At 45.9% G+C, this 13,158-nt stretch carries 10 protein-coding genes and 1 tRNA gene; 9 read left to right on the forward strand and 2 right to left on the reverse strand.

Going from position 1 to position 13,158, the window contains the following annotated elements; translation table 11 throughout:
* Window positions 1-72 precede the first annotated feature (72 nt).
* The 5 genes from phaC (at window position 73) to ICN23_RS09010 (ending at window position 5,797) form a co-directional block, all read left to right on the forward strand.
* Window positions 73-1,710: a class I poly(R)-hydroxyalkanoic acid synthase gene (gene phaC, locus ICN23_RS08990; protein WP_216231800.1), complete on the forward strand. Its 1,638-nt coding sequence runs from the start codon at window positions 73-75 to the stop codon at window positions 1,708-1,710.
* Between the two features lie 29 nt (window positions 1,711-1,739).
* Complete coding sequence (locus ICN23_RS08995; protein ID WP_071465748.1) at window positions 1,740-2,480, forward strand: 3-ketoacyl-ACP reductase; 741 nt, start codon at window positions 1,740-1,742, stop codon at window positions 2,478-2,480.
* 118 nt (window positions 2,481-2,598) lie between these two features.
* Window positions 2,599-3,159, forward strand: coding sequence for a polyhydroxyalkanoate synthesis repressor PhaR (phaR, locus tag ICN23_RS09000; RefSeq protein ID WP_216231801.1), 561 nt, complete (start codon window positions 2,599-2,601; stop codon window positions 3,157-3,159).
* A 2-nt stretch (window positions 3,160-3,161) separates the two neighbouring features.
* On the forward strand, window positions 3,162-4,520 hold the full coding sequence (rimO, locus tag ICN23_RS09005; protein ID WP_216231802.1) for a 30S ribosomal protein S12 methylthiotransferase RimO: 1,359 nt from the start codon (window positions 3,162-3,164) through the stop codon (window positions 4,518-4,520).
* 92 nt (window positions 4,521-4,612) lie between these two features.
* Complete coding sequence (locus ICN23_RS09010) at window positions 4,613-5,797, forward strand: acetyl-CoA C-acyltransferase family protein (protein ID WP_216231803.1); 1,185 nt, start codon at window positions 4,613-4,615, stop codon at window positions 5,795-5,797.
* 29 nt (window positions 5,798-5,826) lie between these two features.
* On the opposite strand, the gene serB is transcribed toward ICN23_RS09010, so the two are convergent.
* Both serB and mfd read right to left on the reverse strand, forming a co-directional pair.
* Window positions 5,827-6,714, reverse strand: coding sequence for a phosphoserine phosphatase SerB (gene serB / locus ICN23_RS09015; RefSeq protein ID WP_216231804.1), 888 nt, complete (start codon window positions 6,712-6,714; stop codon window positions 5,827-5,829).
* A gap of 18 nt (window positions 6,715-6,732) precedes the next feature.
* The gene (gene mfd / locus ICN23_RS09020; protein WP_216231805.1) at window positions 6,733-10,278 is read right to left on the reverse strand and encodes a transcription-repair coupling factor; all 3,546 of its coding nucleotides are present in this window, start codon (window positions 10,276-10,278) and stop codon (window positions 6,733-6,735) included.
* A 23-nt stretch (window positions 10,279-10,301) separates the two neighbouring features.
* Between mfd and ispD the strand changes: the two genes are divergently transcribed.
* The 4 genes from ispD (at window position 10,302) to tig (ending at window position 13,124) form a co-directional block, all read left to right on the forward strand.
* Window positions 10,302-11,051, forward strand: a complete 750-nt coding sequence (ispD, locus tag ICN23_RS09025) for a 2-C-methyl-D-erythritol 4-phosphate cytidylyltransferase (RefSeq protein WP_216231806.1) — start codon at window positions 10,302-10,304, stop codon at window positions 11,049-11,051.
* A gap of 9 nt (window positions 11,052-11,060) precedes the next feature.
* On the forward strand, window positions 11,061-11,564 hold the full coding sequence (ispF, locus tag ICN23_RS09030) for a 2-C-methyl-D-erythritol 2,4-cyclodiphosphate synthase (RefSeq protein WP_216231807.1): 504 nt from the start codon (window positions 11,061-11,063) through the stop codon (window positions 11,562-11,564).
* Window positions 11,565-11,642: 78 nt separating this feature from the next.
* Window positions 11,643-11,729 (forward strand) — tRNA-Leu (locus ICN23_RS09035).
* Between the two features lie 57 nt (window positions 11,730-11,786).
* Complete coding sequence (gene tig / locus ICN23_RS09040; RefSeq protein WP_216231808.1) at window positions 11,787-13,124, forward strand: trigger factor; 1,338 nt, start codon at window positions 11,787-11,789, stop codon at window positions 13,122-13,124.
* Window positions 13,125-13,158: the final 34 nt, after the last annotated feature.

The following is a 13,158-nucleotide window of genomic DNA, read 5'->3' on the forward strand; positions in this document are numbered from 1 at the left end:
GCTAGGGTTATTGCGTATAACTCAATAGCCCTTAAGGGCGGAGAATGTCTCTAATTAATTGAAGAGACTACTATGTTTGCAGGCATGAATACCGGTGCAACGCCATCTTTGGCGCCGCATCATATGGCGTTAATTCCGCCAGAGCGTTTATCTGAAATTCAAAAAGAATATTTCACTGAGCTAGCGCACATTGCAACCAATCCTGAAGCGATTGAAGTTAAAGATCGTCGTTTTGCTGGTAAAGCCTGGCACTCCTCATGGAGCAAAGTGATTGCGGCAACTTATTTGCTGAATTCCAAGCACCTCATGGCATTAGCCAAAGCAGTAGAAACAGACGAAAAGTCTAAGCAGAAGATTTTGTTCACAACAGAGCAGATGATTGATGCACTTTCTCCATCGAACTTTATTGCCACTAATCCAGAAGTATTAGAGAGCATCATCAGCTCCCAAGGTCAGTCCATTCAAAAGGGAATTGTGAACTTATTGGGGGATATGAAAAAAGGTAAGGTCTCTCAAACGGATGAGTCTGCCTTTGAGGTGGGAAAGAATATTGCCACTACTGAAGGACATGTGGTTTTTCGTAATGAGCTCTTTGAATTAATTCAATACACACCGCTGACTGAAAAAGTATTTGAGCGACCTTATTTGATGGTGCCCCCATGCATCAATAAATATTACATTCTGGATTTGCAGCCAGATAACTCTGTCGTTCGTCATATGGTGAGCCAGGGCCATACCGTGTTCTTAGTATCTTGGAAGAATCCAAATGCTGCTATGGCTGAGGTGAGCTGGGATGACTACGTTGGTAAGGGCGTAATCAAGGCAATTGATGTAGTCAAAGAAATCGGCGATACCAAGCAAATTAATATTTTAGGATTCTGCGTCGGCGGCACCTTAACTACCTCTGCGTTGGCTGTGTTGGCGGCGCGTGATGAACATCCGGCCGCAAGCTTAACGCTATTCACCACCTTATTGGATTTCACCAATACCGGCATTCTGGACGTCTTTATTGACGAGGGTATGGTTGAGATGCGCGAGAACACCATTGGTGGTAAGGGCGGCAAGTTTGGCATGATGTCGGGCTTAGATTTGGGCAATACATTCTCTTTCTTGCGCCCGAATGATTTAGTTTGGAATTACGTTGTAGAAAATTATCTAAAAGGCAATTCACCGCCCCCGTTTGATTTGCTGTATTGGAATGGTGATTCAACCAATTTACCTGGTGCCATGTACTGCTGGTACTTACGTCATACCTATTTGCAAAATGATTTAGTTAAACCAGGCAAGCTCAAAATTTGCGGCGAAAAAATTGATCTAGGCAAAATCAAATGCCCAGCCTATTTGTATGCGTCACAAGAAGATCACATTGTTCCTTGGCAGTCTGCTTATGAATCAACCCATATCCTAAAGGGTAAGAATCGTTTTGTATTGGGTGCTTCAGGCCACATTGCCGGCGTGATTAATCCGCCCGCTAAAAATAAACGTTACTACTTTGAAAATAACAAGATTGCGGCAACGGCTAACGAATGGCTAGAGGGTGCAAAACAAATTCCTGGTAGCTGGTGGCCCGACTACACCAAATGGCTCGAACAATTTGGTGGTGAGCAAAAGCCAGCAAGCACAACTTTTGGCAACGCCAAGTACAAAAAAATGGAAGCAGCGCCTGGTGTGTACGTCAAAGAAAAAGCAACACCAGAGATCAATCAATAATTAACGAAGGTTTTTAAAAGGGGAAAGTAATGTCTCAAAAAGTCGCATATGTAACTGGTGGTATGGGTGGTATTGGTACCGCTATTTGTCAACGTCTTGCTAAAGATGGCTTCAAAGTAATTGCAGGCTGCGGACCAAATTCTCCACGTAAAGACCGCTGGATCGGTGAGCAAAAAGCGCTCGGCTACGATTTCATCGCTTCAGAAGGTAACGTTTCTGACTGGGATAGTACTGTTGCCGCCTTTGAAAAGGTCAAGGCTGAAGTAGGGCGCGTAGATGTTTTGGTAAATAACGCAGGTATTACACGTGATAGCGTATTCCGCAAGATGACTCCAGATGCATGGAAGGCAGTAATTGATACCAACCTCAACTCCTTATTTAACGTCACCAAGCAAGTGATTGATGGCATGGTTGATAACAACTGGGGCCGCATTATCAATATTTCTTCTGTAAACGGTCAAAAAGGCCAATTTGGTCAATGTAACTATTCCACTGCTAAAGCAGGTTTGCACGGCTTTACGATGGCTTTAGCGCAAGAAGTAGCTACCAAGGGTGTTACTGTAAATACCGTATCTCCTGGTTACATTGGAACCGATATGGTTAAAGCAATCCGTGAAGATGTTTTGGAGAAGATTGTTTCTGGTATTCCAGTGAAGCGTTTAGGCACTCCAGATGAAATCGCCTCTATTTGCTGCTGGATTGCATCAGAAGATGGTGGCTACGCTACTGGCGCAGACTTCTCATTGAATGGTGGTATTCATACTGGCTAATATTGCACTGCAGCAATTATAGGAGTATGCGCAGTACGCAACACAGCGTATTTACCTTTTAGTCAAACTAGGGATAAACTACGCTGATGTTGCGATGCAGTAAAGAGTAAGGAAAAAAATGGTAACCCGTGCTAAACGAGCTGGAGAAGATCGGCTCATCAAGAAGTACCCAAATCGTCGTCTCTACGATACCCAAACAAGCACCTATGTCACGCTGTCTGACATCAAGAACTTGGTTATGGGTAGTGAAGTCTTCAAAGTCGTTGACGCCAAAACAGAGGAAGATTTAACGCGCAACATCTTGTTGCAAATTATTCTTGAGGAAGAGGCTGGTGGCGCACCAGTGTTCTCTTCACAAATGCTTTCTCAAATCATTCGCTTCTATGGAAACTCCATGCAGGGCTTAATGGGTAACTACCTTGAGAAAACCATGCAATCTTTTGTAGATATCCACAACAAGCTTGGCGATCAAACTAAAGGTTTGGGAGCTGGAAGCACTCCAGAGGCCTGGTCACAGATGATGAATCTCCAGAACCCCCTCATGCAAGGCTTGATGGGTAACTACATGGAACAGAGCAAAGATCTCTTCATCAAAATGCAAGAACAGATGCAGGGCTCACAAAATATTTTTGGAAATTTTCCTTTTACGCCTCAGCCCAACAAAACTGAAAAAGAATAGTTGTGGCTGGAAAAATTGGATTTGTATCCTTAGGGTGTCCTAAGGCACTGGTTGATTCAGAGCTCATCCTCACACAACTGAGTGCTGAGGGTTATGAGACCGCTAAGGATTATTCCGGAGCCGACTTGGTAGTTGTTAATACCTGCGGCTTCATTGATTCTGCTGTTGAAGAAAGCCTCTCGGCCATTGGCGAAGCGCTAGCTGAAAACGGCAAAGTCATTGTGACTGGTTGCCTTGGCGCCCGAAAAAATGCAGATGGCTCTGATCTCATTCAGAGTATCCACCCTAAAGTGCTCGCTGTTACAGGGCCACACGCTACTGATGAAGTAATGCAAGCCATTCATTTGCATCTTCCCAAGCCGCATGATCCCTTTATTGATTTAGTGCCGCCAGCTGGTGTAAAGCTGACCCCAAAACATTATGCTTATCTCAAAATCAGCGAGGGCTGTAATCACCGCTGTACTTTTTGCATCATCCCCAATATGCGTGGAGATTTGGTTTCACGTCCCATCGGCGAGGTATTGCTAGAAGCTAAACGCTTATTTGAGTCGGGCGTAAAAGAACTGTTGGTTGTCTCTCAGGATACGAGTGCCTATGGTGTAGATATTCAGTATCGCACTGGCTTTTGGGATGGCAAACCTGTTAAAACCAAGATGTTTGATTTGGTAAATGCCTTAAATCAAATTGCGCGCGAACATCAAGCCTGGGTTCGCTTGCATTATGTTTATCCATACCCGCACGTTGATGATGTTTTACCGTTGATGGCTGAGTTTGCAGAACATGGCTATGGCGTTCTGCCTTACTTAGATATTCCATTGCAGCATGCGCATCCCGACGTGCTGAAGCGCATGAAACGTCCTGCTAGCGGCGAGAAAAATATAGAACGCATCTTGTCATGGCGTGAGGCTTGTCCTGATTTAGTAATTAGAAGCACTTTCATTGCTGGCTTTCCTGGCGAGACTGAAGAAGAATTTGAATATTTACTCAACTTCTTGGATGAGGCACAAATTGACAGAGCGGGTTGCTTCGCTTATTCGCCAGTAGAGGGTGCTACAGCAAATCAATTGGATAACCCCGTCCCAGATGCAATTCGCGAGGAGCGGCGTGCTCGCTTTATGGCAAAAGCAGAGGAAATCTCTGTAAAACGACTTGCTAAAAAAATAGGCAAACGCGTCCAAGTCATTATTGACCGCGTCGATGAATCCGGCGGAATTGGCAGAACTATTGGCGATGCCCCTGAAATTGATGGTTTGGTAAGGGTTTTGCCTGCTAATAAGCCCTCAAAACGCTATCGCGCAGGCGAAATCATCCGGGCCACGGTCATTAGCTCCCAAGGGCATGACCTAATAGCCGAAACTTGACGAATCGAATAAAACTGTCAGTTGGATTGCTTATTTAGTAATTATTGAGTGCAGTATCAGCCTAATAATTGGGCTTAGTAAAGGGGATTGATATGAGTCGTGATGTCGTTGTCTTAAGTGCAGTTCGTTCCGCAATTGGCACCTTTAATGGTTCCCTCAGCAGCTTTGAGCCTTCAGAGCTCGGCGGCATTGTGATGAAAGAGGCGGTTGCACGCTCTGGTGTAGATCCAGCATTAATTAATTACGTCACTGTTGGGAATACGATTCCGACTGATAGCCGCTATGCCTATGTTGCACGTGTTGCTTCGATTCAGGCTGGTTTGCCAATGGAATCTGTAGCAATGGCCCTCAATCGTTTGTGCAGCTCAGGCTTACAAGCAATTGTGACCACAGCTCAGCAAATCATGTTGGGCGATTGTGATTACGGAGTCGGCGGCGGTGTTGAAGTTATGTCTCGAGGTATGTATGGTTCACCTGCGATGCGCAGCGGCGCACGCATGGGCGACACCAAGATGCTTGATCTCATGGTTGCTGTTCTTACTGACCCATTTGGCGTTGGTCACATGGGTGTCACTGCAGAAAACCTAGTAGAAAAATGGAAGCTTACTCGTGAAGAGCAAGATGCATTGGCAGTTGAGTCACATCGCCGTGCGGCAAACGCAATTAAAGAAGGCCGCTTCAAATCTCAAATCGTTCCTATTACTATCAAAACTCGCAAGGGCGATATCGTGTTTGATACCGATGAGCATTGCAAACCAGATACCACAATGGAAACATTGGGCAAGATGAAGGCAGTGTTCAAAAAAGAAGGTGGGTCTGTTACTGCTGGTAATGCTTCAGGCATTAACGACGGTGCAGCATTCTTTGTGTTGGCTGATGCCGAGACTGCCAAGAAGGCTGGTCATAAGCCTATCGCACGTTTAGTTTCTTATGCGGTTGCCGGTGTTCCAAACCACATCATGGGTGAAGGTCCTATTCCTGCGACTAAGTTAGCTCTTGAGCGTGCAGGACTCAAATTAGATCAAATCGATGTGATTGAATCTAACGAAGCTTTTGCAGCACAAGCCTTAGCAGTTACTAAAGGTTTGGGTTTAGATCCTGCCAAAACAAACGTGAATGGTGGTGCGATTGCCTTAGGTCACCCAATTGGTTGTTCTGGTGCCGCTATTGCCACTAAGGCAATACATGAGCTTCACCGCGTTCAAGGTAAATACGCCCTAGTGACGATGTGTATCGGCGGTGGTCAAGGTATTGCGACCATTTTTGAGCGCCTCTAAAAGAATTGCTCTGATCGCTTAGGTAAATCTTAAGGGATCAGTAGTAAAGCAGCATCTAAGCCGACTCGGTCAAAAGCCGCGTCGGCTTTTTCTTTGACTACGGGCTTTGCTTGATAGGCTACGCTGATACCTGAGCCATTCATCATGATGAGATCATTCGCTCCGTCACCCATAGTGATGGAATTAGCTTTAGTGCAACCAAGGCGGGAGCATGCAGCATCAAGATAGGCTGCTTTAGCTGCACCATCAACAATATCGCCAAGCACCTTGCCAGTCAGTTTTCCGTCAATAATTTCAAGAGTATTTGCTTGAGTTTGTTTAAAGCCTAATTGCTCACGCAGCTTCTCGGTAAAGAAGGTAAATCCACCAGAAACCAAGAGTGTATAAATGCCGCGCTCATATGCTCCAGCTAAAAGTTCAGCTGCGCCAGGGTTAGGGCGTAAACGTTCACGATATACAGACTCTAGTGCATCGGCGTGCACACCCTTTAGCAAAGCAACACGTCTTTTGAGACTCTCTTGAAAGTCTTTAATTTCACCACGCATGGTGGCTTCGGTAATTTCAGCTACAGCAGACTTCTTGCCGGTGAAATCTGCGATCTCATCAATACACTCAATGTTAATGAGCGTCGAGTCCATGTCCATGGCAAGAACACGTATATCTTGCGAAACAAGATCTGGCTTTAAGAAGCAGAGATCAGTATTAAAGCTTCCTGCAAGAGAGCGAAGTTGTTCACGTTGAGGTATCTCAAGAGGTGCGCTGGATTCAAAACGCTCAGAATAATAAGTGCCATTACTAAGTTGACCGCCAATCGAGTGCAGCGAGACACCATACTGTAAGGCTTGATCTTTTAGTGAAAAAATCAGCTTTTCAGATAAGGGGTCTCTGGATATCGCTACAAGTACTTGATTGCTCATGGCTTAATAATAATCGGATTATTGACCCGTCTTCATTGGGCTTAAAACAGCAGATTCATTCAGGCGTCTGAGGACTTGCCTAATGGCATCCAGGCGTTGCTCTAGCTTCTCAAATTCTCGGTCTTTCTGTGGCAATACTTTGAGCTTATCCTGCCCATTGAGTTGAATGTGCTTTGAAGACTGAATCAGTTGAATGATTTTCATTGGGTCAATCGGAGGATTCGGTATAAATTGAATCTGGATGGAAGCAGGGGTTGCATCAATCTTCTTAATACCAAAGCCAGTCATTTCAAGGCGCAGGCGGTGAGTTTCATAAAAGGACTTCGCTTGATCGGGCAGATCTCCAAAGCGATCTACCAACTCTTCACGCAAGCCCATTAATTCAGAGAAGTCGTGGGTGCTTGCAAATCGTTTATATAGCGAGAGACGCTCATGTACATCAGGACAGTAATCCTCTGGTAGTAGGGCGGGTACACCGAGATTCACATCGGTTGTTGCCTGCAGTGGCGAGAGAAGATCTGGCTCTTTACCGCTGCGCAAGGATTTCACGGCGCGATTCAGCATCTCGGTGTAGAGCTGAAATCCAATTTCATGAATTTCACCTGATTGTTTATCGCCCAATACTTCACCAGCGCCACGAATTTCTAAATCGTGCATCGCCAAATAGAACCCAGAGCCCAACTCTTCCATAGCTTGAATAGCATTTAATCTTAGCTGCGCTTGTTTACTCAGCGCCTCAGGATCGGGAACCAGTAAATAGGCATAGGCTTGGTGATGGGAGCGGCCCACGCGACCACGCAACTGGTGGAGCTGGGCTAATCCAAACTTATCTGCACGGTGCATGATGATGGTATTGGCTGTGGGTACATCAATACCCGTTTCAATGATAGTGGTGCATAACAAGATATTGGTTCGTTGAGTTACAAACTCACGCATGACGGATTCAAGTTCGCGCTCATGCATTTGGCCATGAGCCACGCTAATACGTGCCTCAGGAATCAATTCTTGTAATGCATGTTTACGATTCTGAATAGTCTCTACTTCATTGTGCAAGAAATAAACCTGACCACCACGTTTGATTTCACGCAATACTGCTTCACGAATAACGCCATCACCTTCACGACGTACGAAGGTCTTAATAGCTAAACGTTTCTGAGGGGCAGTAGCGATGATAGAAAATTCTCTTAAACCTTCCATTGCCATACCCAATGTTCGTGGGATAGGTGTGGCTGTTAGCGTCAAGATATCAACCTCAGCTCGAAGTGCTTTAAGAGCATCTTTTTGGCGCACACCAAAGCGATGCTCCTCATCAACAATTACCAATCCTAAATTGGCAAACTGCGTTTCTTTTGACAGCAGTTTGTGCGTTCCAATAATGATATCCGCCTCACCCTTGGCGATCGCTTCGAGTGCTGCATTAATCTCTTTGGTGGTTTTAAAGCGGGAGAGTTCAACAATGCGTACCGGCCAATCTGCAAAGCGATCTTTCCATGTGGCAACATGTTGCTCAGCAAGTAGGGTGGTTGGCGCCAAAATAGCTACTTGTTTGCCACCCATTACCGCAACAAAACTAGCGCGCAAGGCTACTTCCGTCTTGCCAAAGCCAACATCGCCACAAACCAAGCGATCCATTGGGGTGCCACTAGTCATATCTCCGATTACCGCTGCAATCGCATTGGCTTGATCGGGGGTTTCTTCAAAGCCAAAGCTTTCCGCAAAAGCGGCATAGTCATGGGCCGAGAATTCAAAGGCGTGACCCTTGCGAATGGCTCTGGCAGCATATAAACCGAGCAACTCAGCAGCTGTGTCACGAATTTGCTGAGCAGCTTTTCTCTTGGCCTTATCCCACTGGCCTGAGCCTAGCTGATGCAAGGGCGCTGAATCAGGATCGGATCCGGCATAGCGAGTCACCATTTCTAGTTGCTGTACTGGCACATACAAGGTGGCTTGACCTGCATATTGCAAATGCAAGAACTCTTCGAAAATAGGTGCTTCCTTAGGTGGCGCAAGATTCAGGAGGACTAAACCTTGATAACGCCCAATGCCATGCTCTGCGTGCACTACCGGATCGCCAATCTTGAGTTCTGATAGGTCCTTAAACAACATATCAGGATCAGCATTCTCATTCGCTTTTCCTTTGCGACGTTGTCTTGCAGTAGTAGTAAATAATTCCGCCTCAGTAACAACAATAAGATTTTCTGAGGACCAAGAAAATCCATTAAAGAGTGGTGCGGTTACTAGACCAAATAGTGAATCGCTCTTAATAAAATCTGCAATGCCTTCAAAGCCTTCTGGCTTTAATGGGTAAAGGGGCTTTCCATCTGAGCCAGCAACTGAATTGCTTTCTTCAAATAGCTGTCGAATCGATTCTTTGCGACCGGCACTGTCGCTACAAACCAGTACACGTACTTTTTCAGTGGCAACGATCTTCCGAAGGCGGCTAATAGGGTCGGCGTCACGACGATGAACTGCAATATCGGGTACTACACAAAACTCACTCTTATCAGAGCCACCTTTTTCAAATGCTAAGCGAGCATATGATTTAGAAGTTGTGAAAAATTCATCAACATCTAAAAATAATTCTTTGGGTGGAAGAATAGGGCGATCTAAATCGTGCTTAAGAAATTCATAACGAGAAAGCGTGTCTTTCCAAAAGCCCTTAATCGTTTCCTCAACATCGCCAATACTGACCAGCCAAACAGGATCGCCCGACCTAGGAAAGTAGTCAAATACATTAGATTGCTCTTCGAAAAAGAGCGGCAAGTAGGATTCAATGCCGGCGCTGGGTATCCCTAGGTTGGCGTCTTTATAAATAGAGCAGCGACTTGGATCGCCTTCAAAGACTTCTCTCCAGCGGCCTCTGAATGCGGTACGCGAGACATCATCAAATGGAAACTCATGCCCTGGAAGTAATCGTATTTCTTTTACTGGATAGAGGCTGCGTTGTGTGTCAGGATCAAATGCACGGATTTGTTCAATTTCATCGCCAAATAAATCCAATCGATAAGGTAGATTAGATCCCATCGGAAATAAATCAAACAAGCCCCCGCGAATACTGTATTCGCCAGGACGCATTACTGCGCTGACAGGATCGTAACCAGCTTGTTGTAGCTGGAGCTTTAATGCAGCTTCATTGAGCTTGTCGCCTTGCCTAAAGAAAAAAGTGTGGCCCGATAAAAAATTAGGAGGGCCGAGTCTTTGGAGTGCAGTGGTAACAGGCACCAAAACAATGTCACAGCTACCATTGAGCAATTCGTAAAGAGTGGCAAGCCGTTCAGAAACTAAATCCTGATGTGGCGAAAAATGGTCGTAGGGAAGAATTTCCCAATCCGGCAAAAGCCTGGTTTTTAGCTGTGGCGCAAATGCGGGGATTTCTTCTAATAGGCGTTGGGCCTCCTGAGCTTGCGCACAAAAAATCACCATTACCGAAAAATTGGCGCGGTAGCGAAGGGCGGTTTGCGCTATTAAAGCGGCATCTGACGACCCAACCAGACCTGAAAAGGTAAAGCGCTGCCCAGCCCGGGGAGCGGGTATAGGGGGTGCTAGATTTAATGCATCAGACATCTAGGCTCATTATAGAATCAGGTATGGCTCCAGGAAATCCTTCAAAAAAGAAATGTCATGCGCTTTTGCCAACAGCGGGCACAGGCTCACGTCTCGGTGGAGAGCTCCCTAAGCAATTTCAGCAGTTGGCAGGAAAGCCAATGCTTTGCTATGCGCTAGAAGCTTTTTTAAACACCCCTCAAGTGGAGTCAATCTGGATTGGCGTGAACCCTGGGTTTATTGATAACCCCATTTTGCAAGTAATTGCTAATGGCGCTCATCAGATTCAATTTTTGCCAACGGGTGGACCAACCAGGCAAGAGACGGTTAGAAATACATTAGCTGCAATGCTCAAAGCAGGCGTCCCTGATGATGATTGGATCTTGGTTCACGATGCGGCTAGACCAGGGATAACACCTGCACTCATAGAGAAGTTAATTCACACGGTTGAAGCAGCAAATGCTGGCGGCATATTGGCCGTGCCTTTAGCGGATACTCTTAAGCAAGCAGATCTGGATTCAGTAGTAGCTGGAAACATCCCACACTCGGAAAGAACGATTCCCCGCGAACATCTCTGGCAAGCACAAACCCCGCAGATGTTTGGTTTAAAGCAGTTACACGATGCTCTAGAAAGCGCCATTCGTCTTGAAGCTGATGTAACAGATGAGGCCAGTGCAATAGAGTTAGTCGGTGTTAAGCCATTGCTAATTGAAGGTGTCGCCCGCAATTTCAAGGTAACCCATCCTGCAGACTGGGAGCTGATGCAGCTACTGTTAAATGCACGAGCTAAGTAAAGATCAAATATGACCCAAAGCAATCACCATATTCCACAGTTTCGCATTGGCCAGGGTTATGACGTTCATGCCTTAGTTCCTGATCGCAAACTCATCCTAGGGGGTGTTCATATTCCTTTTGAAAAGGGTTTATTGGGACATTCTGATGCAGATGCTCTTTTGCATTCTCTAACGGATGCCTTATTAGGCGCTGCTGGATTAAATGATATCGGGCAGTTATTTCCGGATACGGATCCTCAGTTCAAGGATATGGATAGCCGAATCTTGCTCAGAGCAGCCCTTCAGAAGGTTCAGGCGGCAGGGTTTCAAATAGGCAATGTTGATGCCACCATCATCTGCCAAAAGCCAAAATTGGCCGATTTTTTGCCAGAAATGGTCCGTAATATTGCGGCCGATTTGGCCGTTACCCCAAGCCATGTCAACCTTAAAGCCAAGACCAACGAATCCCTTGGGCACCTGGGCAGGGGAGAGGGCATCGCTGTACATGCAGTAGCTTTGCTCTACAAGGCCTAAAACAATCTCTAAAACCCTAGGCATTGTAGAATTACGGTCTTTAGAGTGAAGTCTAGGCTTGGCAGTTTGCGGATATTCGCGAGGATGGCGAAATTGGTAGACGCACCAGGTTTAGGTCCTGACGCCAGAAATGGTGTGGGGGTTCGAGTCCCCCTCCTCGCACCACAAGATTGCTACTTGGCTTGGACTTCACATTTCCAGATCTTCAATTAAGAGACGAGAATGGCTGTGCAGATAGAAAATTTAGGTTCACTAGACCGCAAAATGACTTTGGAGTTCGCTCGTGCCGATTTGGCAAAAGCGCGCGAGGCCCGCTTGGCTAAAGTTGGTAAGACCATGAAGATGGCCGGCTTCCGTCCAGGCAAGGTTCCAAAGAACATTATTGAAAAACAACACGGCATGCAAATTGATTTCGAATTGCAATTCGATAAAGCAGCTGAACTCTTTTATGAGATGGCACAAAAGGAAGGTGTGGCTTTAGCTGGCCAACCTCGTCTAGAGCCTAAGAGTGAGCTCGAAGCAGAGAAGGTTGTGTTTGATGCCTTCTTTGAAGTATTGCCAGAAGTAAAGATTGGCGACTTTAGTAAAGCTGAAGTAAGTAAGTACACAACAGATATTGGCGAAGCCGAAATTGACCGCGCTTTAGATGTATTGCGTAAACAGCAAGTCCATTACCACGCGCGCGGTGAGGCTGGTGCCCATGGCGACGGCGGCTCTAATACTGCGGCACAAGCAGGCGACCAAGTTGTGATCGATTTTGTTGGCAAGATCGATGGCGTTGAATTCGCTGGCGGTAAAGCGGAAAACTTTGAATATGTATTGGGCGAAGGTCGCATGCTTCCTGAATTTGAAGCAGCTACCTTAGGTCTAAAAGTTGGCGAGAGCAAATCCTTCCCCTTAAGCTTTCCCGCTGACTACCACGGTAAAGATGTTGCCGGTAAGACTGCGGAGTTCACTATCACGGTTAAGGCCGTTAATTGGGCCCATCTACCAGCCGTTGATGACGCATTTGCATTGTCATTAGGTGTTACTGAAGGTGGCGTTGCAAAAATGCGCGCTGAAGTAAAAGAGAATTTAGATCGCGAAGTAAAACGTCGCATTACTTCTCTAATGAAAAATGAAGTCATGGATAAGCTCAATGACTTATGTGAGTTGGATGTTCCTAAATCTCTCGTTGCCTCAGAGCAAGAGCGTTTGGTTGAGAATGCTCGTCAAGACTTGATGCAGCGCGGCGTTCCTAATGCAAAGGATGCCCCAATTCCAGTAGAGATCTTTGCGGAGCAAGCTACGAAGCGCGTTCGTCTTGGATTGATCTTGAGTGAACTAGTTAAGAAGCAAAATTTGGCCGCTACCGCTGACCAAATTAAGGCGGAAATTGATGAGCAAGCAGCAACTTACGAAGATCCTAAAGAGGTAGTTCGTTGGTTCTACAGCAATCCAAGCCGTTTAAAGGACATCGAAAACCTAGTGCTTGAAGATAACGTGATTAAATATTTCACGTCTCAAGCCAAGGTAAGCGATAAGGCCGTTACCTTTGAAGAACTCAGCAAGCTAAACTAAGTTATAAATTAAGTCATCCATTTACCCATAAGAG

Source organism: Polynucleobacter sp. MWH-Jannik1A5 (genome assembly GCF_018881795.1).
In the GTDB taxonomy this organism is placed as follows: domain Bacteria; phylum Pseudomonadota; class Gammaproteobacteria; order Burkholderiales; family Burkholderiaceae; genus Polynucleobacter.

Excerpts from the sequence above, each read along its gene's own strand:
- phaC (WP_216231800.1), top strand. The coding sequence starts at position 73 with ATGTTTGCAGGCATGAATACCGGTGCAACGCCATCTTTGGCGCCGCAT.
- ICN23_RS08995 (WP_071465748.1), top strand. The coding sequence starts at position 1,740 with ATGTCTCAAAAAGTCGCATATGTAACTGGTGGTATGGGTGGTATTGGT.
- phaR (WP_216231801.1), top strand. The coding sequence starts at position 2,599 with ATGGTAACCCGTGCTAAACGAGCTGGAGAAGATCGGCTCATCAAGAAG.
- ICN23_RS09010 (WP_216231803.1), top strand. The coding sequence starts at position 4,613 with ATGAGTCGTGATGTCGTTGTCTTAAGTGCAGTTCGTTCCGCAATTGGC.
- serB (WP_216231804.1), bottom strand. The coding sequence starts at position 6,714 with ATGAGCAATCAAGTACTTGTAGCGATATCCAGAGACCCCTTATCTGAA.
- mfd (WP_216231805.1), bottom strand. The coding sequence starts at position 10,278 with ATGTCTGATGCATTAAATCTAGCACCCCCTATACCCGCTCCCCGGGCT.
- ispD (WP_216231806.1), top strand. The coding sequence starts at position 10,302 with ATGGCTCCAGGAAATCCTTCAAAAAAGAAATGTCATGCGCTTTTGCCA.
- ispF (WP_216231807.1), top strand. The coding sequence starts at position 11,061 with ATGACCCAAAGCAATCACCATATTCCACAGTTTCGCATTGGCCAGGGT.
- tig (WP_216231808.1), top strand. The coding sequence starts at position 11,787 with ATGGCTGTGCAGATAGAAAATTTAGGTTCACTAGACCGCAAAATGACT.